The organism is Streptomyces sp. NPDC052496 (assembly GCF_040679095.1).
In the GTDB taxonomy this organism is placed as follows: domain Bacteria; phylum Actinomycetota; class Actinomycetes; order Streptomycetales; family Streptomycetaceae; genus Streptomyces.
In genome coordinates this window covers 69,781-95,427 of sequence record NZ_JBFAUH010000018.1, presented here as the reverse complement: position 1 = coordinate 95,427, position 25,647 = coordinate 69,781, and the positions used below count along the sequence as shown (strand labels likewise).

The 25,647-nt window shown below is 73.7% G+C and carries 21 protein-coding genes and 1 pseudogene; 6 read left to right on the top strand and 16 right to left on the bottom strand.

Annotated elements, in window-relative coordinates; all coding sequences use genetic code 11:
* The 8 genes and pseudogenes from AB0L45_RS23870 to AB0L45_RS23835 all read right to left on the bottom strand — a co-directional run bounded on the left by AB0L45_RS23870 (position 1) and on the right by AB0L45_RS23835 (position 10,462).
* Complete coding sequence (locus AB0L45_RS23870) at positions 1-1,443, bottom strand: amidase (RefSeq protein WP_365843077.1); 1,443 nt, start codon at positions 1,441-1,443, stop codon at positions 1-3.
* Positions 1,444-1,655: 212 nt separating this feature from the next.
* Positions 1,656-3,035: an OFA family MFS transporter gene (locus AB0L45_RS23865; protein WP_365843075.1), complete on the bottom strand. Its 1,380-nt coding sequence runs from the start codon at positions 3,033-3,035 to the stop codon at positions 1,656-1,658.
* Positions 3,036-3,054: 19 nt separating this feature from the next.
* A pseudogene (locus AB0L45_RS23860) lies at positions 3,055-3,869 on the bottom strand (3-keto-5-aminohexanoate cleavage protein).
* Between the two features lie 90 nt (positions 3,870-3,959).
* Complete coding sequence (locus tag AB0L45_RS23855) at positions 3,960-4,577, bottom strand: hypothetical protein (RefSeq protein WP_365843073.1); 618 nt, start codon at positions 4,575-4,577, stop codon at positions 3,960-3,962.
* A 451-nt stretch (positions 4,578-5,028) separates the two neighbouring features.
* Positions 5,029-6,354, bottom strand: a complete 1,326-nt coding sequence (locus AB0L45_RS23850) for a serine-threonine protein kinase (protein ID WP_365843071.1) — start codon at positions 6,352-6,354, stop codon at positions 5,029-5,031.
* Positions 6,355-6,543: 189 nt separating this feature from the next.
* A complete protein-coding gene (locus AB0L45_RS23845; protein WP_365843069.1) occupies positions 6,544-7,788 on the bottom strand; it encodes an MFS transporter in 1,245 nt (414 codons plus the stop codon).
* A 205-nt stretch (positions 7,789-7,993) separates the two neighbouring features.
* On the bottom strand, positions 7,994-9,007 hold the full coding sequence (locus AB0L45_RS23840; protein WP_365843067.1) for a methyltransferase: 1,014 nt from the start codon (positions 9,005-9,007) through the stop codon (positions 7,994-7,996).
* Between the two features lie 111 nt (positions 9,008-9,118).
* Entirely contained in the window at positions 9,119-10,462 is a 1,344-nt protein-coding gene (locus AB0L45_RS23835) for a DUF1343 domain-containing protein (protein WP_365843065.1), read from the bottom strand.
* A gap of 283 nt (positions 10,463-10,745) precedes the next feature.
* Between AB0L45_RS23835 and AB0L45_RS23830 the strand changes: the two genes are divergently transcribed.
* The 3 genes from AB0L45_RS23830 (at position 10,746) to AB0L45_RS23820 (ending at position 13,886) form a co-directional block, all read left to right on the top strand.
* The gene (locus AB0L45_RS23830; RefSeq protein ID WP_365843063.1) at positions 10,746-11,528 is read left to right on the top strand and encodes an SDR family oxidoreductase; all 783 of its coding nucleotides are present in this window, start codon (positions 10,746-10,748) and stop codon (positions 11,526-11,528) included.
* Entirely contained in the window at positions 11,525-13,201 is a 1,677-nt protein-coding gene (locus AB0L45_RS23825; protein ID WP_365843061.1) for an AMP-binding protein, read from the top strand. The genes AB0L45_RS23830 and AB0L45_RS23825 overlap by 4 nt, the downstream gene beginning before the upstream one ends.
* 70 nt (positions 13,202-13,271) lie before the next feature.
* Positions 13,272-13,886 carry a TetR/AcrR family transcriptional regulator gene (locus AB0L45_RS23820; protein ID WP_365843058.1) on the top strand — a complete coding sequence of 205 codons (615 nt, stop codon included), beginning with the start codon at positions 13,272-13,274 and terminating at the stop codon, positions 13,884-13,886.
* Between the two features lie 34 nt (positions 13,887-13,920).
* On the opposite strand, the gene AB0L45_RS23815 is transcribed toward AB0L45_RS23820, so the two are convergent.
* From AB0L45_RS23815 to AB0L45_RS23780, 8 genes are all read right to left on the bottom strand, one after another.
* Entirely contained in the window at positions 13,921-14,826 is a 906-nt protein-coding gene (locus AB0L45_RS23815) for a bifunctional helix-turn-helix transcriptional regulator/GNAT family N-acetyltransferase (RefSeq protein ID WP_365843056.1), read from the bottom strand.
* A gap of 38 nt (positions 14,827-14,864) precedes the next feature.
* Positions 14,865-16,079: an acyl-CoA dehydrogenase family protein gene (locus AB0L45_RS23810; RefSeq protein ID WP_365843054.1), complete on the bottom strand. Its 1,215-nt coding sequence runs from the start codon at positions 16,077-16,079 to the stop codon at positions 14,865-14,867.
* Between the two features lie 9 nt (positions 16,080-16,088).
* The gene (locus AB0L45_RS23805; RefSeq protein ID WP_365843052.1) at positions 16,089-17,147 is read right to left on the bottom strand and encodes a phosphotransferase family protein; all 1,059 of its coding nucleotides are present in this window, start codon (positions 17,145-17,147) and stop codon (positions 16,089-16,091) included.
* Between the two features lie 127 nt (positions 17,148-17,274).
* Positions 17,275-17,613 carry a DUF202 domain-containing protein gene (locus AB0L45_RS23800; protein ID WP_365843050.1) on the bottom strand — a complete coding sequence of 113 codons (339 nt, stop codon included), beginning with the start codon at positions 17,611-17,613 and terminating at the stop codon, positions 17,275-17,277.
* A gap of 3 nt (positions 17,614-17,616) precedes the next feature.
* A complete protein-coding gene (locus tag AB0L45_RS23795; protein ID WP_365843048.1) occupies positions 17,617-18,027 on the bottom strand; it encodes a DUF202 domain-containing protein in 411 nt (136 codons plus the stop codon).
* 32 nt (positions 18,028-18,059) lie between these two features.
* Entirely contained in the window at positions 18,060-18,593 is a 534-nt protein-coding gene (locus AB0L45_RS23790; protein WP_365843046.1) for an NUDIX domain-containing protein, read from the bottom strand.
* A 143-nt stretch (positions 18,594-18,736) separates the two neighbouring features.
* Entirely contained in the window at positions 18,737-19,660 is a 924-nt protein-coding gene (locus tag AB0L45_RS23785) for an MBL fold metallo-hydrolase (RefSeq protein ID WP_365843044.1), read from the bottom strand.
* A gap of 252 nt (positions 19,661-19,912) precedes the next feature.
* Positions 19,913-20,803 carry a DMT family transporter gene (locus AB0L45_RS23780; RefSeq protein WP_365843042.1) on the bottom strand — a complete coding sequence of 297 codons (891 nt, stop codon included), beginning with the start codon at positions 20,801-20,803 and terminating at the stop codon, positions 19,913-19,915.
* A 224-nt stretch (positions 20,804-21,027) separates the two neighbouring features.
* On the opposite strand from AB0L45_RS23780, the gene AB0L45_RS23775 reads away from it, so the two are divergent.
* The 3 genes from AB0L45_RS23775 to AB0L45_RS23765 all read left to right on the top strand — a co-directional run bounded on the left by AB0L45_RS23775 (position 21,028) and on the right by AB0L45_RS23765 (position 25,644).
* Positions 21,028-22,683 carry an FAD-binding dehydrogenase gene (locus AB0L45_RS23775; protein WP_365843040.1) on the top strand — a complete coding sequence of 552 codons (1,656 nt, stop codon included), beginning with the start codon at positions 21,028-21,030 and terminating at the stop codon, positions 22,681-22,683.
* 232 nt (positions 22,684-22,915) lie between these two features.
* Positions 22,916-23,875, top strand: coding sequence for a hypothetical protein (locus AB0L45_RS23770; protein WP_365843038.1), 960 nt, complete (start codon positions 22,916-22,918; stop codon positions 23,873-23,875).
* A gap of 164 nt (positions 23,876-24,039) precedes the next feature.
* The gene (locus AB0L45_RS23765; protein ID WP_365843036.1) at positions 24,040-25,644 is read left to right on the top strand and encodes an APC family permease; all 1,605 of its coding nucleotides are present in this window, start codon (positions 24,040-24,042) and stop codon (positions 25,642-25,644) included.
* Positions 25,645-25,647: the final 3 nt, after the last annotated feature.

The following is a 25,647-nucleotide window of genomic DNA, read 5'->3' as shown; positions in this document are numbered from 1 at the left end:
TCACCACACCTCGGGCTTGCGCCCCGCCCACGGCCGGGCCTCCTCCAGCTGCGCGGAGAGCGAGACGAGCGTCGCGTCCGCCCCGTACCGCCCGCCGAGCATGACACCGATCGGCAGGCCCGCCGCGTTCCAGTGCAGCGGAATGCTCACCGCGGGCTGGCCGGTGACGTTGTACAGCGGCGTGTACGGGGTGAACGCGCCGACCACCGCGAACTCGGCCTGCGGGTCCGCGTCGTTGCGCAGCGCGCCGACGCGCGGCGGCGGCTGGGCGACCGTCGGGGTCAGCACCACGTCGAAGCCGCCGTCGCGCGGCATCACACCGTCGGCGACCAGCTGCCCGAGCATCCGGAACGCGTACAGTGCCCGCGCGTACTCCACCGCCGGGATCTCCGCGCCGCGCGCCCGCAGATAGCGGGTCAGCGGCATCAGGTCCGCCTCGTGCTCCGGCGGCACCGGGCGGTTGGCGGCGATCACCGACCAGACGCGGGTGAAGGCGAGGCGGGAGCTGTCGTCGGCGGGCAGCGTCAGCTCGTCGACCTCGTGACCGAGGTCCGCCAGGAGCGTGGCGGTCTCCGTGACGGCGGCCCGGCAGTCCGGGTGCACCTCGATGCCGGGGAACGGTACGTCGGCCAGCCAGCCGATGCGCAGCCGCCCCGGATCACGTCCGGCGTACGCGGTGTACGTCTCGCCGGGCGGCAGCGCGGGCGCCGCGTACGGGTCGCCGGGCATCGGGCCGGCCATCGCGTCCAGCAGCGCGGCGGCGTCCGCGACCGTACGGGCGAGCGGCCCCGAGGTGCCCAGGCCCGACACGTCGTGCAGCAGCGGGCCGGGGCTGATCAGGCCGCGGCTCGGCTTGATGCCGTACAGCCCGCAGAGCGAGGCGGGGATGCGGACGGACCCGCCGCCGTCGCTGCCCTGCGCCATGGGCGCCAGCCCGCCGGCCACCGCGGCGGCGGCCCCGCCGCTCGAACCGCCCGCCGAACGCTCCAGGTCCCACGGGGTGCGGGCAGGCGGCGCGAGGAGGTTCTCCGTGTAGCAGGGGAGGCCGAACTCGGGAGTGTTGGTCTTGCCGAGCAGGATCGTGCCGGCCTGGCGCAGCTTGGTGACGACATGATCGTCCATTTGCGCCACATTGTCGGCCAGCGTCCGCGAGCCCATCGTGCAGCGCACACCGGCGACCTGGTTGAGGTCCTTGACCGGTACGGGCACGCCGTGCAGCGGCGGCAGCGTACGGCCCGCGCGGCGCGCGGCGGTCGCCTCCGCCTCCGCCGCGGCCGCCTGTTCGCGGGCGAGGCCGGGGGTACGGGTGAGGAACGCGCCGAGGGTGGCGTCCAGTTCCTCGGCGCGGGCGAGGTAGTGCTCGGTGATCTCGACGGGGGACAGTTCGCCGGTCCGCACCCCCGCTGCCTGTTCCAGAGCGGTCAGGTCGTGCAGCTCTGCCATGGACGTCCGCCTTCGGGTACGTGGGTGGGTGTGGGCGATGATCGTCCGGCGGTGGGCCGGGTGGAGAAGGGGGGTCGCTTGCGCCCGGCGGCCGTTGTCCGGTCAGCCCGTGAAGAGTTGTCTCAGTTTCAGGGCCAGTTCGTAAAGGCCGTACCCGAACGGCAGGCCCACCCACAGCCAGGCCAGGACGAGCAGGGCGGTGCGCCGGGCGGTCACGGGGCGGCTCCCTTCGGGGCGGCGGACGCGGCGTCCGCGGGTTCGGCCCCGGCGGGCGGCGGTTCGTGGTGCCGGGGGTGGACGGGCCGTACCAGCTCGTTGGCGGCGAACCCGACGACGAGCAGACCGATCATGACGAAGAAGGACGTCGTGTACAGCTCCGGGCCGGTGTGCCCGGAGGCGCGGCGCGCGTCGGCGACCGCGTTGACGATCAGCGGCCCCAGCACCCCGGCGGTGGACCAGGCGGTGAGCAGCCGGCCGTGGATCGCCCCCACCTGGTACGTGCCGAACAGGTCCTTCAGGTAGGCCGGTACGGCCGCGAAACCGCCGCCGTAGAAGGACAGGATGACGGCCGCGCAGCCGATGAACAGCGGCTTGGAGGTGTCCCCGGCGAGCGCGATCAGCAGGTACATCAGCGCGCCGGCGCCCAGGTAGAGGCGGTAGACGTTCTTGCGTCCGGCCAGGTCGGAGGCGGCCGACCAGACGATCCGGCCGAGCATGTTGGCGAGCGAGAGCAGGCCGACGAAGCCCGCGGCGGCCGACGCGCTCACCGGCGCGGAGCTGCGGGCGAAGAAGTCGGAGACCATCGGCGCGGCCTTCTCCAGGATGCCGATGCCCGCCGTGACATTGGTGCACAGAACGACCCACAGACACCAGAACTGCGGAGTGCGCAGGGCGTTACGGGCCGAGACCTGTGCGGTGGTGACCAGCGGGCGGGGCACGGCCGCCGCCCGGCGTACGCCGGGACCGTCCGGCCCGGTGGGCGGCACCCGTACCAGCAGTACGCCGAGCGCCATGAAGACGGCGTACGCCAGGCCCATCACCAGGAACGTACGGGCGATTCCGGAGGTGTCCCGGCCCAGGGCGTCCAGCAGCCCGGCGGACCACGGCGAGGCGATCAGGGCACCGCCGCCGAAGCCCATGATGGCGATGCCGGTGGCCGCGCCGGGGCGGTCGGGGAACCACTTCAGGAGGGTGGAGACGGGGGAGATGTAGCCGATCCCCAGGCCGATGCCGCCGATGAAGCCGTAACCGAGGACGACGAGCCAGTACTGCCGGGTGGCCGCGCCGAGCGCCGCGACCAGGAAGCCGGCGGAGAAGCAGACGGCCGAGACGGCCATCGCCCAGCGCGGGCCGTTGCGCTCGACGAGGGTGCCGCCGAAGGCGGCGGACAGCCCCAGCATCACGATGGCCAGTTGGAAGGGCAGCGCCGAGGCCGTGCCGGACAGCCCGAGCGAGGACTCCAAAGGCGGCTTGAACACGCTCCAGGCGTAGGCCTGCCCGATGGCGAGGTGGATGGACAGCGCCGCGGGCGGGACGAGCAGGCGGCTCCATCCCGGCGGCGCGACGGTACGGGAACGAGCGGGCGCGCGCATGACGCGGAACGTACATCGTTCACCTACCCCGGGGAAGGGCGCCGCGACCACCGGGAGACGCGCCGTCGCCGTCACCGTGCCCGGGCTCGTACAGGTATGGGCACCCCCCGCGCGCCGCCACCGCAAGCTCCCGCACCGCCGCCCGCACCAGCCCCGCGTTGGAGGCCGCGGGCGAACCGTCCGGCAGCAGCACGGTGTCCTCGACGCCGATACGGGTGGCCGGCCCCAGCTCCCCGGCGAGCCGCAGCACCGGCCAGGCCCCGCCGTCCTCGCCGTGCAGCAGCACCGGACGGCCGTGCGCGCCGAACGCGTCCAGCGCGCGCAGCAGACCGCGCGCCGTCTCCCGCGCCGACGCGCCATCCGGGTCCATGACCTCGGCCGGCACCCGCAGCACCCGCGGTCCCGGCGGCGAGGCCGCGAAGCGCTCCGCGCCGTCCGTGCCCGACCAGATGCCCGCCTCGACACCGCCGCCGCGCTCCAGCAGGGCCGCGGCGACCGCCTCGGCACCCGGCTCGTGCCAGTTCACCGAGGCATGGTCGGGCAGACCGGCCACGCCCGTACACAGGCCACCCTACGCTCCGGATCCGGCTCGGCCCACGCACCGGTGGTGACCCCCACCGGCACGTCCACCACGGCCCGCACCGCCTCCAGCACCGGTGTCAGCACACCCGGCGCGAGGGACTCCCGCCCGCACGGCGACCTGGGGTGGACGTGGACGTCCCGGGCGCCGGCCGCGACCGCCTTCCCCGCGGCATCGGCCAGCTCCGCCGGGACCATCGGCACCATCCCGGAACCGGCGGCGTTCCGTGAGCCGTTGAGGCATACCTGGACCATGCCCCCGAGCATGACACCGGGGTCCGACAACGGGACCTGACCACGGCCCCGACGGCAGGACGGGCGCCCCGCGCCCCCGGCCCGCCCGGCTCAGGCCGCCACGTACAGCCGCCGCGCGCGCGAGGACTCCCGCGCCCCCGCCAGCGCCTCCCGCGTCAGCACCGGGAGCGGCGCGACGACCCCGCACCCCTGGCACACCGGTCCGGCCATCGGAAAACGTTCGAGGTCCGTGCGCCACACGAAGCGCTGCGTCCCGCACACCGGGCAGCCGGGCCGCGGCGTGCCCGACTCCATCGCCTGGATCATGCGGCGCAGCACCGCGGCCAGCGGCGCCGCCGGATGCCGGTCGGGCGCCTCGCACGGCACGATGTCGCAGCCGCCCCAGGTGCGCCGGTGCCAGTCGTCGAGCGCGCTGGGCTGCCGGATGCCGTCGTGCTTCTCACGGCGCCGGCGCGCCGCGAACTCCTTCTCGTACCCGAGCCAGACGGCGCGGGCCTCCTCCAGTTCCTCCAGCGCGGCCATCAGCCGCGCCGGGTCGGGTTCGCGGTCCTCGGTCGCGATGCCCGCCCTGGTGCACAGATGGTGCCAGGTCGCGCGGTGCCCGTAGGGGGCGAAGCGTTCCAGGCACTTGCGCAACGCCGTACGCCGCTGTGTGGCGACGAGACGCGGATTGCGCACCTGTTCTGCGAGAGCTCTGAAACCGGCCAATTCATCCCACCTCCGTGGGGAGGACCCGACTGGACAGGGAATGGACGTAGCGGACCGTCCGCCGGATCCATCGAACTGTCTTACGGATACGTGGTGGCGGCACCCGCGCCGCACCGGTCGCGCCACTCGCTCCCGATGCCCCCCGCGGCGCCCAGCGCGCCTCGTGTGCATCATCCACCGTACATCTGTGGGGAATTGAGAAAGTTAAGGTCGTCCGCCTTCCGGCTGCGGCGCGCTACCGGCAGCCCTTGCGAGAGATGCGCCGGTGACTGCTGGTACCCGCGCCACGGCCGTTCGATCCGCGCCGTGGCCTACTTGGCTCCTTCCGGTACGGTCCCGTCCGGTTCCGTACGAGGCGGAACCGGCCGACGCACACACGACCGGAACCCGGCGGGATACGGCCACGCCCCCCAAGACATACGCCCCGGAAGGCGCCCCCCGGACCCGCTCCCTACCTCTTCATCCCCACCCGCCCCGCGGTGAGCACCACGCGCGCCAGCTCGTCATGGCAGACGTCGCTGTGCGCACCGGCCGGCGGGGGGCCGTCCCGGACCACCGACGACGCGTCGACGCTCACGCAGCCCTGGCCGGGCACCGCCGCGCCCAGGTTCAGGCGCCGGGCGCCGTCCACGGCCTGGATGCCGTCGTGGCCGATCGCGCCCCACCGGTCGAACAGGCCCTGGAAGCTCGCCGAGTCGCCGGAGAGCTTCGAGGCCAGCGGGTACAGCATGCTCAGCGCCGAGTCGTGCCGCGAGTAACAGGACACCATGGGGCCGTCCACCCGCTGCTGCACCCCTTGCAGCGCCCCGCCGCGGTCCGGGTCGTGCGGCAGCCGGGCGGCGAACGCGTAGTGCGAGAAGGCCCCTTGCAGCAGGGTCACGGACTTCACCCCGGTCGCACCGGGCGGCATGCCGCGCAGCCCGTACGCCACCAGACGGGCACCGAAGCTGTGCCCGATCAGGTGGATCCGGGTGCCCGGCGCGCCCTGCGCCAGCTTGCCGAGCGCCGGCCCCAGCCCCAGCTGTCCCACCACGCCCGCGCGCCGCTTCATGGCGTAGTAAGCCGTCTGCCGCAGGAACTCCTTGGCCCCGTTCCACAGCCGCTTGAGCCCGTCACCGAACAGCTCCTGACGGCCGCACTTCTCCAGCGCCGCCGTGAAGATCTCGCACACTCCCTGCGGGTCGTCGGTGAGCATCGCGGGCGTGCCCGCCCCCGTGTCCTCGGCCAGCTCCTGCGCCGGGCTGTTCTCCCGTACGGTCACCAGATCGCGTACGAGGCGCGCGAACTCGTCGAAGGCGGAACGGGCCGCCGGCCGCTCGGCCAGCAGCTCCTGCAGGCGCCGCAGCGTCAGGTCGCGGCCGGGGAAGGTCCGCGTCAGGGCGCGCAGCGTCGCGTCGTCCAGCAGCGGTGGCCCGGCCGGTACCGGGGCCGCGGCCGGACCCGCCGCCACCGGCGGGAAGTCGGGGACCGGCTCGTCCGTGAAGCGCATCGCGGGCCAGATCACGCCGGTGTAGCCCAGCCGCACCCCGGCCCCCGCCATGGCCGGGAACGGGGCGAAGAACCGCCCGTACAGGCGCGTGGCCATCGACCGGTCGTTGTTCCAGCCGTGCGCGAAGACCAGCAGGTCGGTGACGCGCTGCTGCGCCGCCCCGGCCACCAGCCGGTCCCGCTGCCCGGCGTCCGGATCGCCGTCGGCGTCGAACGTCAGCTCCCAGTACGGCTGTACGCCGATGTCCCCGGCCGTCGCTGCGCCGGAACTGCCCGCGGTACCCGTCATGACGACCCCCTGAGCGGCGCGCCGGCCCCGCTGCCGGGCCGGGCTTCCGGGCCGCGCCGCGTTGTGCAGCGCATCGTCCTGCGGCCGGACGGATCCGGCCATACGCCAGGCGTGGCCGATTCGCGGCGGGCCGGGTCGGGCCGGGGCGGGGCCGGCCGGCGTACCGGTGGCCTACCGGTGGCGCGCCCCTCAGCCCAGGTCCCGCTCCCGCGTCTCCGGCAGCGCCAGCACGCACACCAGCGACACCACCGCCATCGCCGTCACGTACCACCCCACGGACCCGGACCCGAAGGCCGCCTGCAACCGCGTCGCCACCAGCGGGGACACCGCGCCGCCCAGCACCCCGCCCAGGTTGTACGCCAGCGAGGCGCCCGAGTACCGCACCGTCGTGCCGAACAGCTCCGGCAGGTACGCGCCCATCGGGCCGTACACCACGCCCATGCAGAACAGCGCGCCGCCGACCGCCACCGCGATCAGCACCGGCTCCCCGGTGTCCAGCAGCGGGAAGAGGACGAGGCCCCAGACGGCCGCGGCCGCCGTCCCGGCCAGCACCAGCCTGCGCCGCCCCGCACCGTCCGAGCGGGTGGCGGCGAGCCAGGTGCCCGCCGCCAGGAACAGACAGGCGACCAGCGAGAGAGCGAGCATGGTGCCCCGCGGGACGCCGAGCGTGCCGGTGGCGTACGCCAGGCAGTACGTCGTCGCGGTGTAGAAGAGCCCGTACGCGACGATCATGCCGCCCGCGCCCAGCAGCAGCTCACGCGGGTGCCGGCGCAGCACGTCCAGCGCGGGCACCCGGCTCGCCTCCCGCGCGTCCATCACCTTCGCGAACACCGGCGTCTCGCTGATCTTCAGCCGTACGAACAGCCCCACCGCCACCAGCAGGAACGACAACAGGAACGGCACCCGCCACCCCCACGACCGGAACGCGCCGTCGTCCAGCACCGCGGACAGCAGCCAGAACACCCCCGTCGCCGCGAAGAACCCGACCGACGGCCCGAGCTGTGGAAACGCCGCATACATCCCACGCCGCTTCTTCGGCGCGTGCTCCACCGCCAGCAGCGCGGCCCCGCCCCACTCACCACCCAGCCCGATCCCCTGAAGGAACCGCAGCAGGACGAGCAGCAACGGGGCCCAGACCCCCAACGTCCCGTACCCCGGCAGCAACCCGACCGACGCCGTCGACAACCCCATCAACAACAACGAGGCCACCAGCACGGACTTCCGCCCCACCCGGTCCCCGAAATGCCCGAACACCACCGACCCGACAGGCCGCGCCACGAACGCCACCGCATAGGTCGAGAACGACGCGAGCGTGGCGTTCACCGGATCGAGCGTAGGAAAGAACGCCTGATTGAGGACGAGCGCAGCGGCCGTCCCGTAAATGTAGAAGTCGTAGAACTCGATGGCCGTCCCGATGAACGAGGCCACGGCCACCCGGCGAAGGCTCTCCGGCGAGGCGGCCGGAGCATCCGCCTCCCGCCCCTGCCCCGAACCCCCCGCGGCCCGAGGCCGCTCCGCCGGGGTGGCTGCTGAAGTCGCGTCACTGTGCACGAGCCGCACTGTCACCCGCGATGTCGGGCCAGTCAATAGGTGGGATGAGACGTTTCAGTAAGTGAGACGCAAGCGGTGAGGGCCGCCCTCACCCCACCACCCCCTCCACCATCGAAAGCGTCGAGTCCGTCGGGATGGTCCGGGTCAGCTTCAGGCCGGCGGTGTGGAAGAGGTTCCGGAAGTCGGGTTCGGTGCGTTCGCGGCCGTTGAGGGAGGTCATCATCAAGGCGTCCATGGTTTTGGCGGGGTGGGGGGAGTTTCCTGGGGGGAGGACGGCGTCGATGGCGAGGAGGCGGGCGCCGGGGCGGGTCATGGCGGTGCGGCAGGCGCGCAGGATGCGGGCGCAGTCGGTGTCGTTCCAGTCGTGCAGGATGCGCTTGAGGAGGTAGACGTCGGCGCCGGGGGGTACGGCGGTGAAGAAGTCGCCGGAATGGGTCTGCCAGCGGTCGGTGAGACCGGGGACGTCGAGTGTGTGGTGGCGCAGGACGGATTCCTGGTCGTGGAGGATGCCGGTCAGGCCCGGGTTGCGCAGCAGGACCTGGCGCAGCAGGCCGCCGCGCCCGCCGCCGACGTCCACGACCGTGCCGGTGGCGGGGAAGTCGTACGCGGCGGCGATGGGGTCGTTCTCGCTCTCGGACAGGCCGGCCATGCCGGTGTCGAAGACGGTGCCCGCTTCCGGTACGCGTTCCAGGTGGCCGAAGTAGGGCGCGCCGAAGATCTCGTCGAAGACGGTGTGGCCGGAACGGACGGTGTCGGCCAGCCGGCCCGCCGGGCGCCAGAAGGGTTCGTCGGTGAGCATGACGACGGCGTCCCGCATGGAGGACGGGGCGTCGGAGCGCAGGGCGTCGGCCGCGGGGGTGAGGTGGAAGGTGCCCTCGGGGTCCTCTCGGAACACGTCGCGGGTCGCGAGGAGGCGCAGGGCCCGTCGGAGGTGGGTGGCGTCGGTGCCGGTGGCGGCGGCGAGTTCCTCGGCGGTGCGCGGGCCGTCGGCCAGGTGGTCGGCGACGCCGAGGAGGGCCGCTGCCCGCAGCGCGGCGGAGTGCAGGTAGGCCAGGGCGTGTTCGGTGAGCTGGACGGCGGGGGAGTGCGGTGTGGTGGTCACGGGGGCGCGGTCCTTACGTGAGCGGCGGCCGGGGCTTCCACCATGGCCGTACGTCCCGGGTGCCACCAGGGCACATTGCGCCGCGCGCGCCTCGCGCGGCGCTGTCGGTGGCTACCGGTAGCGCAGGTACTTCCGTCGCGTACGGCGGAAGTCCGCCAAGTCGTCCTGCCAGGCCGTGGTCACCTCGTCCACGCCCGCGCCCGCGTCGATCATCGTGCGGACGCGGGTCGTACCGGTGAGCTTGTCGATCCAGTGGTCCGGGCGCCAGGCGAAGCCGGGCCAGGTCCGTCTGGCGGTGATCAGCAGGGCGATGCCGGTGCGGACCGGGTCGAAGGCCGCGCGGTCGTGGACGTGGAGCTGGACGCCGCCGATGGTCCTGCCCTGGAACTTGGAGAACGTGGGGGCGAAGTAGGCCTCCCGGAAGTGGACGCCGGCCAGGCCGATGTCCGTGGCGAGGCGATCGGCCGCGGCGGACCAGTGCCGGTCGATGCCGTCCGCGCCCAGCAGTTCGAAGGGGCGGGTGGTGCCGCGGCCCTCGGAGAGGTTGGTGCCTTCGAAGAGGCAGGTGCCCGCGTAGACGAGGGCGGTGTCCGGGGTGGGCATGTTGGGGCTGGGCGGCACCCAGGGGAGGCCGGTGGCGTCGAAGAGGTCCGAGCGCCGCCAGCCCGTCATCAGGACGGTCTCCAGGTCGGCGGGCCGGCCCGCGGCGCGGGGCAGGAACTCGGCGTTGAAGAGGAGGGCGAGTTCGGCCACGGTCATGCCGTGCGCGAGGGCGATCGGTTCACGGCCGACCCCGGAGGCCAGGGCGCGGTCCAGGACGGGACCGGTGGCGGCGCGGCCCGTCACCGGGTTGGGGCGGTCCAGGACGACGAAGCGTTTGTCCGCGAGGACGGCGGCGACCATGCAGTCGTACAGCGTCCAGATGTAGGTGTAGAAGCGCGCGCCGACGTCCTGGATGTCGAAGACGACGGTGTCCACGCCGGACCGGGTGAAGATGTCGGCCAGCGCGCGGCCGCTCTTGCCGTACGTGTCGTGGACGGGCAGGCCGGTGGCGGGGTCCTCGTAGCTGCCTTCCGAGCCGCCGGCCTGGGCCGTGCCGCGGAAGCCGTGCTCGGGGCCGAAGACGGCGGCCAGGTCCACCCGTTCGTCGGCGTGCAGCACGTCGACGATGTGGCGCAGGCCGGAGGTGACGCCGGTGGGGTTGGTGACGACGCCGACCCGGTGGCCGGCGAGGAGCGCGTAGCCGTCGGCGGCGAGGCGGTCGAAACCGGTGCGGACGCGGGGGCGGGGGTGGGGACCGCGCGCCGCTCCGGGTGCCGCTCCGGCCCCGGGCGCACCGGTGCCGGTCGGGCCGTACGCCGCGCTCGCCACTGCCGCCTCACCCGTCATCGCCGTCGCACCCATCACGCTCGTGGCTGCCGTCGCGGCCAGCAGATTCCGTCTGGACAGGGACATGGGTCCACCTCCGCCGTCAGAGCCCGTGTCGTGCGCACGCTAACGCCCGGGGGCCTCCGGGGGAACGCGGCGGGCGGCGTGCCGCGCGCCGCTGCCGCGTCCGGCTCACGGATGGCGCGCCGCCCGGTCCACGGGCGGTTCACGGGCGGCTCACGAGGGGCGCACGGGCGGTCCGCGAGCGGCCGCCGGGCGTTTCCGCGCTCTTCCGCTCCGGCATACCGACTGGTTAGTCTGCCTGGCAGTCGAGTCAGGGCGAGCCAGGGGCGACCGAGGGAGACCGCAGGTGGAAGCCGTACGGGACAAGACAGCCGTGGTGACCGGAGCGGGCGGTGGCATCGGCGCCGCGCTGGCCCGCCGCTTCGCCGCCGAAGGCGCGCGAGTGGTGGTCAACGACCTGGACGCGGCGAAGGCGGAGCGGACGGCGCGGGAGATCGGCGCCGTGGCCGTGCCCGGGGACGCCTCCACCGTCGTGCCGGCCGCCCGCGAGGCGCTCGGCGGGACCGTCGACATCTTCTGCGCCAATGCCGGGGTCGGCACCGGCGGCGGGCCCGAGGCGCCGGACGCCGACTGGGAGCTGGCCTGGGACGTCAACGTCATGGCACACGTACGGGCCGCCCGTGCGCTGCTGCCCGAGTGGCTGGAGCGCGGCGCGGGCCGGTTCGTGTCCACGGTGTCCGCGGCGGGCCTGCTCACCATGGTCGGCGCGGCCCCGTACAGCGTCACCAAGCACGGCGCGTACGCCTTCGCCGAATGGCTGTCGCTGACGTACCGGCACCGGGGCATAGCGGTGCACGCCATCTGTCCGCAAGGGGTGCGTACGGACATGCTCGCGGGCACCGGGGCGGCCGGGGAGCTGGTGCTGACGCCGACGGCGATCGAGCCGGCCGATGTCGCCGACGCGCTCTTCGCGGCCATGGCGGAGGAACGGTTCCTGGTGCTGCCGCACCCGGAGGTCGGCGAGTACTACACCGCGCGGGCGGCCGACACCGAGCGCTGGCTGGGCGGGATGAACCACCTCCAGCGGAAGCTGGAAGGCGCCGTCGCGACCGAAGGAGCCACCCGATGACCTCCGCACAGGACAAGCCCGTCACGTACGCCGACAAGCCCTGGCTGGCGCAGCTCACCGAGGCCCAGCGCGCCCCCGTACACCCGCGCCCCTCCGCCCTGCACGCCTTCCAGGACGCCGCCCGCCGCGCCCCGGACCGCACCGCCCTGGCCTACTTCGACGGGCGGCTGTCGTACGCCGAGGCCGACGCGCTGAGCGACGGCGTCGCCGGGCACCTCGCGGCGCGCGGCTTCCGGCCCGGCGACCGGGCCGCGCTCATGCTCCAGAACACCCCGCACTTCGTGCTGGCGCTGCTCGGCGTCTGGAAGGCGGGCGGCATCGTCGTCCCCGTCAACCCCATGTACAAGTCGGCCGAGATGACCCACGTCCTCACCGACGCCGAGGTCACCGCGCTCGTCTGCGCCGACCGCACCTGGGACGCCTTCCTGCGGGCGACCGCCGCCGCGGTCCCCTCCGTACGGATCGCCCTGACCGCCTGCGAGTTCGACCTCCAGACGCGGGACGACGCGCGCGTGCTGCGCGGCGAGCGGCTCGGGCCGCGCGAGGGCGCCGACGACCTGCTGGCCGCGGCCCGCGCGTACGAGGGCGAGCGGCCTGTCGCGGCCCCGCCGGCCGCCACGGACACCGCCCTGATCAGCTACACCTCCGGCACCAGCGGCACCCCCAAGGGCGCCGTCAACACCCACGGCAACATCGCCTACAACGCCGAGCGGCAGCGCACCGGCCTGGCGCTGCCCGACGGCGCGACGTACTTCGCGCTGGCGCCGCTGTTCCACATCACCGGCATGGTCTGCGAGCTGGCCGCCTGCTTCGCCAACGCCGGCACCCTCGCGCTCGCCTACCGCTTCGAGCCGGGCGTGGTCCTCGACGCCTTCCTGGAGCACCGGCCCGCCTACACGGTCGGCCCGTCCACCGCCTACATGGCGCTGGCGGCGCAGCCCGGCGTCACCCGCGAACACTTCGCGTCGTTCGCCTCGCTGTCCTCGGGCGGCGCGCCGCTGCCGCCCGCGCTGGTGGAGAAGTTCCGGGCGACCTTCGGCCCGTACCTGCACAACGGGTACGGGCTGACCGAGTGCACCGCGCCGTGCGCCAGCGTGCCGCCCGGCCGCGAGGCGCCCGTGGACCCGGCCTCCGGGACGCTGGCGGTCGGCGTGCCCGGCCCGGACACGGTCGTACGGATCGTCGACGACCAGGGGCGGGACGTGCCGTTCGGCGAGCACGGCGAGATCGCGGTGCGCGGCCCCCAGGTGGTGCCCGGCTACTGGCGCCGCCCGGACGCCACCGCCGAGACCCTGCCCGACGGCGAACTGCGCACCGGCGACATCGGCTTCATGGACCCGGACGGCTGGCTCTACGTCGTGGACCGCAAGAAGGACATGATCAACGCGTCCGGCTTCAAGGTGTGGCCGCGCGAGGTCGAGGACGTGCTGTACGGCCATCCCGCGGTGCGCGAGGCGGCGGTGGTCGGCGTGCCGGACGCCTACCGGGGCGAGTCGGTGAAAGCGTATGTGAGCCTGCGGCCCGGGCAGCACGCGGAGTCGGCCGAGCTGGCCGGCCACTGCAAGGAACGGCTGGCCGCGTACAAGTATCCGCGCCAGGTGGAGATCCTGCCCGAGCTGCCGAAGACGGCCAGTGGCAAGATCCTCAGGCGGGAACTGCGCGGGCGCGGCTGACCGCGCCCGCGGGGACACCACGCAACGACACCACGCACGACGCGCGACGCACAAGGGACAGGTGAGGGCGATGGCCGGCACGAAGGACGGCGGGAGCACCGGGAGTACCGGAAGCACCAAGCCCGTGGCGCAGCGGCTGCTGGCCACCGCCACCCGGCTCTTCGCCGAGCAGGGGTACGACCGCACCTCCGTACAGGAGATCGTCGAGGCCGCCGGTGTCACCAAGGGGGCCCTGTACCACTACTTCGGTTCCAAGGACGATCTGCTGCACGAGGTGTACGGGCGGGTGCTCCGCCTCCAGCAGGAGCGGCTGGACCACTTCGCGGGCTCCGACGCGCCGGTGGAACGGCGGCTGCGGGACGCGGCGGCGGACGTCGTGGTCACCACCATCGAGAACCTCGACGACACGAAGATCTTCTTCCGCTCGATGCACCACCTCTCGCCCGAGAAGGACAAGCAGGTACGCGCCGAGCGGCGGCGCTACCACGAACGGTTCCGGGCGCTGGTCGAAGAGGGCCAGCGCGCCGGGGTGTTCAGCAGCGCCACCCCCGCCGACCTGGTCGTGGACTACCACTTCGGGTCGGTGCACCACCTCGGCACCTGGTACCGCGAGGACGGCCCGCTCACCCCGCAGCAGGTCGCCGACCACCTCGCCGACCTGCTGCTGCGGGCGCTGCGCCCCTGAGGGACGCCTGGCCCGGGCGGGCGCCCGACCGGGGTCATGACACAGACTCTCCGGCCCCGCCGATCCGCTTCTCGAACCAGTGATGGGCGTACGGCTCGTCGTTGAAGGCCGGGACCTCTTGGAAGCCGTACGAGCGGTACAGGCCGATGGCGCCGCCGAGCACCTTGTTGGTGTCCAGGCGCAGGGTGTCGTGGCCGTGTCCGGCGGCCCGGGCCTCCAGTTCGCCGAGCAGGCGGCGGCCCAGGCCGAGCCGCCGGGCGCCGGGGGCCACCCACATGCGCTTGACCTCGGCCGGGGCGCCGGACGGCAGCTTCAGGCCGGCGCAGCCGACGGGCTCGCCGTGCAGCCGGGCGACCAGGAACAGGCCGTTCGGCAGCCGCAGTTCGCCCGCGTCGGGCAGCAGGCTGCGGGCGGGGTCGAAACCGGTCTCGAAGCGCTCCTGCATCTCGGTGAAGTAGGACCGCAGGCAGTGTTCGGCGTCCGGGTGGGCCGGGTCCACCACGTCCAGCGCGACCGTCGTGGCGGTCAGCAGCCGCTCGACCTCGGCCATGGCGGCGACCAGCCGGGCGCGCTGGCCGGCGTTGAGCGGCTCCAGCAGGGAGCCGGCCAGCTCGTCGCTGCGGTCGTCCAGCGCGGCGTGCTCCGCGCGGCCGGCCGCGGTGAGCCGGACCGTACGCACCCGCCGGTCCTCGGGCTGCGGCCGCACCGTCACCAGGCCGTCGGCCTCCAGGGCGCGCAGCAGCCGGCTGACGTAACCGGAGTCGAGGCCGAGGCGCTCGCGCAGCCGCCGTACGTCCGCGCCCCGCTCGCCGATCTCCCAGAGCAGCCGGGCCTCGCCGACGGGCCGGTCGCGGCCGAGGTAGTGGTCGTGGAGCACGCCCACGCGTTCGGTGACGGTGCGGTTGAACCGTCGCACCTGGTCGATCTGTGCCGCATCCATTCTCTGACCTTAGTCAGGGAATGGATGCGGGGCCAGCGTCACCCGTACGCCTTCAGCTCCCGCCGCGCCAGCGACCGCTGGTGCACCTCGTCCGGGCCGTCCGCGAGGCGCAGCGTGCGGGCCGCCGCCCACAGCTCCGCCAGCGGGAAGTCCTGGCTGACGCCGCCCGCGCCGTACAGCTGCACGGCCCGGTCGAGGATGTCCACGACCGTACGCGGCGTGGCGATCTTGATGGCCTGGATCTCCGTGTGCGCGCCCTTGTTGCCGACGGTGTCCATCAGCCACGCGGTCTTCAGCACCAGCAGCCGCAGCTGCTCGACGGCCACCCGCGCGTCCGCGATCCACTGCTGTACGACACCTTGGCCGGCCAGCGGCTTGCCGAAGGCCGTACGGGACACCGCGCGGCGGCACATCAGCTCGATCGCGCGCTCGGCCATGCCGATCAGCCGCATGCAGTGGTGGATACGGCCGGGGCCGAGGCGCGCCTGGGCGATGGCGAAGCCGCCGCCCTCCTCGCCGATCAGGTTTTCGGCCGGTACGCGGACGTCGTGGAAGACCACCTCGGCGTGGCCGCCGTGGTAGTGGTCCTCGTAGCCGTACACCTGCATGGCGCGGCGCACTTCGACGCCGGGGGTGTCGCGCGGGACCAGCACCATGGACTGCTGGCGGCGGAGGTCGCTGCCGTCCGGGTCGGTCTTGCCCATCACGATGAAGATCCGGCACAGCGGGTTCATCGCGCCGGAGATGTACCACTTGCGGCCGTTGATGACGTAGTTCTCGCCGTCCCGCTCGATGCGGGTCTCGATGTTCGTGGCGTCCGAGGAGGCCACGTCGGGCTCGGTCATCGCGAACGCCGACCGGATCTCGCCCGCCAGCAGCGGGCGCAGCCACTGCTTCCGCTGCGCCTCCGAACCGAACTGCGCCAGCACCTCCATGTTCCCGGTGTCCGGCGCCGCGCAGTTCAGCGCGGTCGGCGCGAGCTGCGGACTGCGGCCGGTGATCTCGGCCAGCGGCGCGTACTGGAGGTTCGTCAGCCCCGCCCCGTACTCCTCGTCCGGCAGGAACAGGTTCCACAGGCCCTGCCTGCGCGCCTCGGCCTTCAGGTCCTCCACGATCTGCGGGGTGTCCCACGGCGAGGCGAGCGCCGCGCGCTGTTCGCCGGCGACCGCCTCGGCCGGGTACACATGCTCGTCCATGAAGGCCAGCAGCCTGCCCCGCAGCTCTTCGGTGCGGGCGTCGAATGCGAAGTCCATCGGGATGCCTCAGCCTTCCTTGGCGGTCGTCAGGGTGTCGAGGGTGGCGCGGCCCCGGTCGATGAAGACCGGCACCAGCTCGCCGATCCGGTCGAAGCCCGCGCCGACGGTCTGCCCGAGTGTGAAGCGGTAGTGGATGCCCTCCAGGATCACCGCGAGCTTGAAGTACGCGAACGCCGTGTACCAGGCGATGCCGGACACGTCCCGGCCGGAGCCGGCCGCGTACCGTTCGATCAGTTCGGCCGCCTCCGGGTGGCCGGGCGCGCCGCGCGTCGTGGCGATCGGGGAGCCGGGCACGTCCTCCTGCTCGCTGTACATCACCAGCAGGCCCAGATCGGTCAGCGGATCGCCGAGCGTGGACATCTCCCAGTCCAGTACCGCTGTGATCCGGTCGTCCGCGCCCACCAGTACGTTGTCCAGGCGGTAATCACCGTGCACGACGGCAGGCGCGGGGGAGGCGGGCAGCGCGGCGCCCAGCGCCTCGTGCAGCGCGTCGATGCCCGGCAGCTCGCGGTTCTTCGACGCCGCGAGCTGCTTGCCCCAGCGGCGCAGCTGCCGCTCCAGGAAGCCGTCCGGCCGGCCGAAATCGTCGAGGCCGACCGCCGCCGGATCCACGGCGTGCAGCTCCACCAGCGTGTCGACGAGGGAGAGCACCACGCCGCGGGTCCGCTCCGGGCCCAGCGCGGCGAGCTGTTCCGCCGTACGGTACGGCACGCCCTCGACCAGCTCCATCACGTAGAACGGCGCCCCGAGGACCGTCTCGTCCTCGCACAGCAGCAGCGCCTCGGGGACCGGCACCGCCGTCGGGTGCAGCGCGCTGATCACCCGGAACTCGCGCCGCATGTCGTGCGCGGTGGCCAGGACGTGGCCGAGCGGCGGGCGCCGGACCACCCACTGGCCGGTGCCGTCGGTGACCCGGTAGGTGAGGTTGGACCGGCCACCCTCGATCAGCTCGGCATCCAGCGGTCCCCGTACCGCTCCGGGCAGCTCCCGGTCCAGCTGCTCCCGCAGCCGCTCCAGGTCCAGACCCGGGGGCGCGGGACGCGGGGGAGGGGTGCCGTTGCTCATCGTGCTCCTCCGTAGGGAAGGGACGGCCGCTCCGGTCGGGCGGCCGCTCCGATCATGCCGACTAGTCGGTATGGCGTCCAGAGGGTGCGTATGGGGTGTGGGTCACCCGGCCGGAAAGAGCCGGCCGTCAGAGCAGGATCGCCGCGCCGAGCACCGCCAGCGCGCAGGCGCAGCCCGCCAGCACCAGCGCCGTACGGGCGGACAGGGCCGGCGGCCGGCTCCCGCACATCGCCCGCATCCGCAGCTGCGCCGCCGCCACGAACGCGATCCACACCAGCAGCACCAGCGCCGCCGCGAGCACCGTCACCGGCCCCGGGGCGCGGTGCTGCACCACCTGGCGCCCGGCGAGGATCGCGACCAGCGTGCAGGACAGGGTCGTACGCCGCCAGGCGAGGCGGGTGCGCTCCGGTTGCAGCCCCGGGTCGCGGGCCGGGCGCGGCTGCCCCCGCGGTGCGGAACCGGCCATCGGTCAGCGCGTCCAGCCGGCGGCGACCAGGACGACCATCGCCGCCGCGAGCAGCCCGACGGCGACCGCCAGCACGGCCGGGAAGCGGGACGCGGGCAGATCCTCGCCGCGCCGCATCGCCCGTTCGCACCGCACCCAGTGGTTGACCGCCCGCACCGCGCACAGCGCGCCGCCCACCAGCAGGACCACCGTGCACGTCACCCGCAGCACCTCGTGCAGCCGGGGCAGGAACTGATCCACCGCGAACCCACCGCCCACCAGCGCCAGCCCGGTCCGCAGCCAGGCCAGGAAGGTGCGCTCGTTGGCGAGGGAGAAGCGGTAGTCGGGCGTCGTGCCCTCCTCGCGGACGCGCGCCGGTGTGAACCACAGCCGTACGCCCGCGCCGATCGACCGCAGCCTGTCGGTGAGGATCATGGCCAGAACCCTACGCGGTCCCGTCCCAGTCGCTACCCCGCCCGCGCGGCCCGCCATTCCCGCAGCCGCTCGTACGCGGCCATGCCGTCCGGCGTCCACTGCCACTGCGGGATACGCCGCTCCAGCTCCTCCTCGGTGAGGAAGGCGTACCAGTCCACCTCCGACTCCTGCGGCTGGACGGGCAGGGTGCAGCGCACCTCGTAGACCGCCGACCACCAGGTGTGCTCGGGCGTCTCGTACAGGAACGTGAACAGCGGGACCGGCTGCGGCAGGCCGCTCACGCCCAGTTCCTCCTCCGCCTCGCGCAGCGCGGTCTCGTCGTACGTCTCGCCCGCGCCGACCACACCGCCGACGAACATGTCGTAGTACGAGGGGAAGACCAGCTTCCGCGCGGTACGGCGGTGCACGAAGATCCGGTCCTCGGCGTCGCGGGCGAGGATGAACGCGCAGCGCGTCCGCAGCCGGTGGGCGTACGCGTCACCCCGCCGGGCCTGGCCCACGACCTCGTCGCTCTCGTTGACGACGTCGACGATCTCGTCCACGTTCAGTGGCTGTTGTCCGTCCATGGCCCCATGCAATCAGTCCGGCGGGGCCGGCGCGGCACGGGCCCCGCCGCGCGGGTCACCGCCCCATGACGTAGCACCATGTCCCGCGTCTGCGCCCCGGGCCGGGCCTTGTCAGCGGCCGAGCGGGTGAACCGCTTCACCCCTCACCAGCGCACCGCCGTGAAGTCGACCGGTCGCGGCCGCAGCGCTTGCGTGCGGGCGGTGAGTCCCCGCATCCGGGCGGCCATCTCGTCGGCGGGCAGCTGCTTGCGTCCGCCGTGGCCGGGCAGCAGCCACTCGAAGCGAAGCCGGTCCGCGGTACGGGCCAGGGAGGCGGCCAGTTCCTCGATGGAGTACCAGGTGACGCTGTCCGCCACCTCGATGTCGCCGGTCGTGCGCGACCAGTAGAAACTGTCCCCGCTGAAGCAGTACCGCTCGTCGGCGACGTAGAGCACGCTGCCTTCGGTGTGGCCGGGCAGCGGACAGGCCAGCACGCCCTCGGCTATCTCCGTGGTCCGGGTGCCGCGCAGGACGTGGTCGGCGTCGGGTACGGCGTCCAGGTCGCCCTCGTGGATCCACAGCCGGGCACCGAAGCGGTCGGCGTACCGGCGGCCGTGCGCCACGTGGTCCCGGTGGGTGAGCAGCACATCGGTGACGGGGCCGACGGCCTCGTACCGCGCGGCCAGCGGCTCGCTCCAGCGGGGCGTGTCCACCATCATCAGGGTGCCGCCGGGGCGGTGCAGGAGGTAGGAGTTGGCCGCGGCGGTGTGCGGGGAGTTGTGCCCGCACAGCAGGACGTCGGTGGTGCCGAGCCGCAGGGGGTACGGGTCCGTCGCCGGGTCGAGCCGGTGGGCGGGGTGGCGGATGGAACGGGTGGGGCACGCGAAGGCCGCGGCGTAGAGCTGCTGTTGCTCGGCCGCGTCGCGTGGCTGCCGGACGACCTCGGAGCGGCCGCCGGTCTCGATGATCAGGTCGGGGGCGAGCTGCCGGGCCACGTCGCAGTTCGTACAGCGGTTGTCGACGTACCAGGCGTCCTGAGGGGCTTGGGGGCCTTGGGGGTTCTGGGGGGCGGGGCGGGCGTCGGTCATGGCGTGCCTCACTCTTCGGGCTTCGGGCTTCGGGCTTCGGGCTTCAAAACTCTTCGGACGGATGGCCGGCAGGGGCTCGGCGAATGGCCGGCAGGGGCCCGTACGAAGAGGGTCCGCGTCGAAGCGCGGAAGAGGAAGGGGGCCCGGGTCTTGTTTCTCCTGGTCAAGGGGTCTCTCACGGAGTGCGATTCAGTGACGTGCCCATGACAACCACGCAAGCCGACCAGCCCCTGGTGACCCGCCCGCCACTCCTCACCCCACCTGCAACTCCCGCACCCGCTCCGGTCGTCCGGCCACCCCCGCCGGCATCGCCGGGTGCCGTCCGATCAGGACGATGCCGGTCACGACCGCCGCCAGCCCGGCCGCCTCCCCGGCGAGCGCTCCGGCGGTCAGGTTCAGCCGGTCGCCCAGGAAGCCCACCCCGCAGGCGATGCCCGCCAGCGGCTGGGCCGCGGTCAGTGCGGGCAGCGACATGCGCAGGGGCGCCGTCTCGAAGGCGCTCTGCACCATCACCAGCGCCACGACGCCCAGGGCGAGCACCGCGTACGGTTGCCAGCCGGTGAGCAGCGCCGCCCAGCCGCCGTGCCCGAACCGCTCGCCGCTGATCCGGGTCAGCGCGTCCTGGAGCCCGTACAGCAGCCCGGCCGCCACCCCCAGCAGCGCCGCCTCCCGGCTCATCCGTACGCGCCTGGCGCAGGCCGCCAACAGCAGCGCGAGGCCGAGGACGGCGCCCATGACCAGCCAGTGCCGCAGCGGGTCGGTGACGCCGCGGCCGCCGTGCGGCTCCCCGGCCACGATGAACGCCGTCACGCCGCCCGCCAGCAGCCACAGGCCGCCCCAGCCCTGCCGGCCGAGCCGCTGCCGGGTCAGGCGGCGGGACAGGGCCATCGCGAACAGCAGGTTCGTGGCGAGCAGCGGCTCGACGAGGGTGACCTCTCCCATGCCGAGCGCCGCGGCGCCCAGCGCCATGCCCGCGACCATGAAGCCGATGCCGGCCAGCCAGCGCGGCATCCGGGCCAGGTCGAGCAGCAGCCGCAGGGAGAGGAAGTCCTGCATCGGGGCGTGCCGGGCCGCGCGCTGCTGGAGCACGAAGCCGACGCCCAGACAGCCGGCCGCGCTCAGGGCCAGCAGGAACACCGTCACGTCAGGCACCTCAAGTCGGCCGGATCGGTGGGGACTTGGCCGAGGATAGCGAGGCGGTCGGCCGGTCGCCGCCCGCCCGTCGTCATCGGGCACGCCCGGGTACCCCGTCCGCGCGACGACGGAACCCCGCGGTTGACGCGCTGCCCGCCCGCGCTGAGGATCGGTAGCCACGATGGCGGCCGGGTCCTCCGGCGCGCCGCGGCGAGGAGAGAAGACTGGCGGACATGGCCTACGACGCTGACGTGATCGTGATCGGAGCGGGTCTGGCGGGGCTCGCGGCCACCGCCGAGCTGGCCGAGGCGGGACGCCGGGTGATCCTCCTGGACCAGGAGCCGGCCGGCGGCCTGGGCGGCCAGGCGCACTGGTCCTTCGGCGGCCTCTTCCTCGTCGACTCGCCCGAGCAGCGGCGGCTGCGCATCCGCGACAGCCACGAGCTGGCCTGGCAGGACTGGCTCGGCGCGGCGGCCTTCGACCGCCCCGAGGACCACTGGCCGCGCAAGTGGGCCGAGGCGTACGTCGACTTCGCGGCGGGCGAGAAGCGCTCCTGGCTGCACCGGCAGGGCGTACGGTTCTTCCCGGTCGTCGGCTGGGCCGAGCGCGGCGGCTACGCGGCCACCGGGCACGGCAACTCCGTACCCCGCTTCCACATCACCTGGGGCACCGGTCCCGGCCTGGTCGAGCCGTTCGCGCGGCGGGTGCGGGCCGGAGTCGCGCGCGGCCTGGTGGAGCTGCGCTTCCGGCACCGCGTCACCGGCCTGGCGCGCAGCGCGGGTGCCGTCGACACCGTCACCGGTGAGGTGCTGGAACCGTCCGACGCCGAGCGGGGCACGCCCAGCAGCCGCGCGGTGGCCGGCGCCTTCGAGCTGCGCGCCCAGGCGGTGATCGTCACCTCGGGCGGCATCGGCGGCAACCACGACCTGGTGCGCGCCAACTGGCCCGAGCGGCTGGGCAGGCCGCCGGAGCGGATGCTGTCCGGGGTGCCCGCCCATGTGGACGGCCTGATGCTGGGCGTCGCCGAGGCGGCCGGCGGCCGGATCGTCAACCGGGACCGCATGTGGCACTACACCGAGGGCATCGCGAACTGGGATCCCGTCTGGTCCCGGCACGGCATCCGCATCCTGTCCGGCCCGTCCCCGCTGTGGCTGGACGCGCGCGGCAAGCGGCTGCCGGTGCCGCTCTTCCCCGGCTTCGACACGCTCGGCACCCTCGAACACATCATGCGCACCGGGTACGACCACACCTGGTTCGTCCTCACACAGAAGATCATCGAGAAGGAGTTCACCCTGTCCGGGTCGGAGCAGAATCCCGACCTGACGGGCCGCAGCGTCCGGGACGTACTGGGGCGCGCGCTGCCCGGCGCCCCCGGCCCGGTGCAGGCGTTCATGGACCGGGGCGCGGACTTCGTCGTGGAGCGCTCGCTCGGCGGCCTCGTGCGGCGGATGAACCAGCTCACCGGGGAACCGCTGCTGGACGAGGCCGCGCTGCGCCGCGAGATCGTCGCGCGCGACCGCGAGGTCGCCCACCCCTTCACCAAGGACCTCCAGGTCACCGCCGTGCGCGGCGCCCGCAAGTACCTGGGCGACCGGCTGATCCGTACCGCGGCCCCGCACCGGCTGCTCGACCCCAAGGCCGGCCCGCTGATCGCCGTACGGCTGAGCATCCTCACCCGCAAGACGCTCGGCGGCCTGGAGACGGACCTGTCCTCGCGGATCCTGACCGAGGGCGGCGAGCCCCTGCCGGGCGTGTACGCGGCGGGGGAGGCGGCGGGTTTCGGCGGCGGTGGCGTGCACGGCTACCGGTCGCTGGAAGGCACCTTCCTGGGCGGCTGCATCTTCTCGGGGCGCACGGCGGGCCGGGCGGCGGCCGCGGCGGTGGGGTGAGCGCGGGGTACGCGGCCGGGCCGTCGCCGCACCGCCGGTTCTTATTGACAAGTCTGTTGACGGGCAAGGGAGTTGGCTTTTCGGTCAATCTCCGAACCGCCTTGACGTGAAGCTGCGCCTGCCGCTTTGCTGTGCGTGACCTACTGGTGTCGATCAGTGCACCGATTCTGCACATACGCGTCCGGGATGTGGCGCGTCCGGAGGTGAAGCGCGTCGTGGAGTGTTCCTGCCCGTGACCCCGCCGCCACCCCCGCCCCCACCGCTGGGCCGGCCCCGCCGCAAGGACGCGCCGGTCCTCGACCCGGCCCTGGACGACGTCCAGCTCGCCGCCTCCGTCGACGCCCTGGCGCACGGCCGCTGGGTCCGGGTACGGACGCTGCTGGCCGACACCAGTACGGACTGGGACCTGCGCGGCCACCGGCTGGTGGTGCTCGCCGAAGGCCCCGCCAGCGCCGCCTGGGCCGGTGACTGGCGCCTCGCCGAACCGGACAGCGCCGACGCCGCCGTCCTGCTGGCCTGCAGCCTCGTCTTCCAGGCGCTGCGCGGCAAGAGCGACCAGGACGCCGCGCGCGAGGCCTGCCGGGTCGCCGCCGCCATGGCGCCCCGCGACCCGACGCCGTGGCTGGGCCTGCTGATCCTGGCCCGCCGCACCGGCACCCCCGACGAACGTGAGCACGCCTTCGACCAGGTACGGGCCCGGCACCCGGACCACCACCACGCCCACCACCTGATGGCCGCCTGCCTGGCCGAGCAGCAGCAGAACGGCGCCGACGACCCGCTGCACCAGGTCTACGACTTCGCGTACTGGGCCGCCGAACAGGCCCCCGCCGACTCGCCGCTGGCGATCCTGCCCGTCGTCGCCCACGCGGAGCGCTACCGCGCGCTGGCCGCCGCCGGCCTCGAACCGGCCGACCCGGCCGCGTCCGGCCACTGGTCCACCCGCCGCGCGCGCCAGGTCATGAAGGCGGCCTTCGACTGGTGGCTGGAGTGGGAGGGCGAGGGCCACCCGCGCAGCAAGGTGGACCTCAACTTCCTCGCCCACGCCAAGTACCACGAGGGGCGGATGGCGGAGGCCGCCGCGCTCTTCCACCGCATCGGCCCGCACGTCACCGCCGCCCCGTGGTCCTACCCCGACCGGGACGCCCGCAAGGCCTTCAAGGCGGCCCGCGCCACCGCCTTCAGCACCGCCTGACCCCGGCGCCCGGCCCCACCCGGCGCGCCCCCCCCGTACCAGGACGCACCACCCGGGACGCCGTACGCGGCACCACGCACCACCCGCCACAGCCGTACGCACCACCCGCACCACGCACGACGCGCACTCCCGCCTCCGCACCACGGAAAGGACACTTCCGCGCCATGCTGACGAGCAGTACGGGTAACAAGGGCAAGCCGGGACGCAGGAGAAGCCCGGGTACGCAACGTCCCGGCGGCCCCGAGGAGATCAGCACCTTCAAAGGCCAGGAGCGGGCCCTGCGCGCCGGCCGCATCGGCACGCCGGGCCTGCTGCTGTCCGTGCTGGCCGCCAGCGCGCCCCTGATGGTGGTGGCCGGCGTCATGGTCACCACGTACCAGGTCATGGGCATCGTCGGGCAGCCGCTGCTGTTCGTCATCCTGGGCGTGGTGATGGCGCTGTTCAGCGTCGGCTACGCGGAGATGAGCCGGCACGTGCACAACGCCGGCGCGTTCTACGCGTACATCGCGCGCGGCCTCGGCGGCACGGCCGGCGCCGGCGCCTCCTTCGTCGCGCTCGCCGCGTACAGCGCCCTGCAGTTCGGCATCTACGGCATCTTCGGCTTCGAGGTGTCCGGGCTGCTCGGCAAGCACCTGGGCCTCACCGTCCCCTGGTGGGTGCCCGCCCTGCTCGGCGTCCTCGTCATCGGTGTGCTCGGCGCGCTGAAGATCGACCTGAACGCCAAGGTGCTCGGCGTGCTGCTCGCCGTCGAGGTGGCGCTGATCGCCGTCTTCGACCTGGCCTTCGCCGCCCGGCCGGGCCCGCAGGGCCTGTCGCTGCACGCCTTCGACCCGGCCACCCTCGGCGGCGCGGGCCTGGGCACCGCGCTGTGCTTCGCCGTCGCCGCGTTCGTCGGCTTCGAGCAGGCCCCCGTCTACGCGGAGGAGACCAGCCGGCCGCAGACGGTCGTGGCGCGGGTGATGTTCCTCGCCGTCGGCTTCGTCGCGGTCTTCTTCGCGCTCAGCTCCTGGCTGATCGGCGTCGCCACCGGCCCGGACCACGTGGTGGCCACCGCCGGGAAGGAGGGCCCCGGGCTGCTCTTCGCCCTCACCGAACCCCGGCTCGGCGCCACCTTCACCGACGTCCTGCACCTCTTCTTCGTGACCGGCATCTTCGCCTCGATGCTCAGCTTCCACAACGTGGTGGCCCGGTACGCCTTCGCGATGGGCCGCGAGGGCCTGCTGCCCGCCGCGCTCGGCCGGACCGCCAGATCCAGCGGCGCGCCCGCGCTCGGCTCGCTGCTCCAGTCCGTCATCTCGCTGCTCGTCGTGGGCGCCTTCGCGCTGACGGACCGCACCCCGGACGGCGACCCCACCACTCCGGTGCTCAAGCTGTTCACCTGGGGCGGCAACGTGGGCGCGCTCGGCGTGATCGTGCTGATGACCACCGCGTCCGTCGCGGTCATCGCGTTCTTCGTCCGGCGCGGAGCGGGCCGGGCGCAGGCCGGACGGCTGCTGGCCGCGGGGCTGGCCGCGGTGGCCCTGCTGACCGTACTGGTCTACGCGGTCAAGGACTTCGGCGTCCTGGTCAGCGCAGCGGAGGGCTCCGCGCTGACCTGGGTGCTGCCCGGCGTCATCGGCCTGGCGGCGGTGGTCGGGCTGGTGTACGGGCGGGTGCTGCGCGCCCGGCGCCCACAGGTGCACGCCCGTATCGGGCTGGGCAACGAGGCGTTCCAACTGGAGAAGGCGGCGAGTGTGCCGTCCCTGTCGACCCCGCGTGAGGAGAGCTGACCC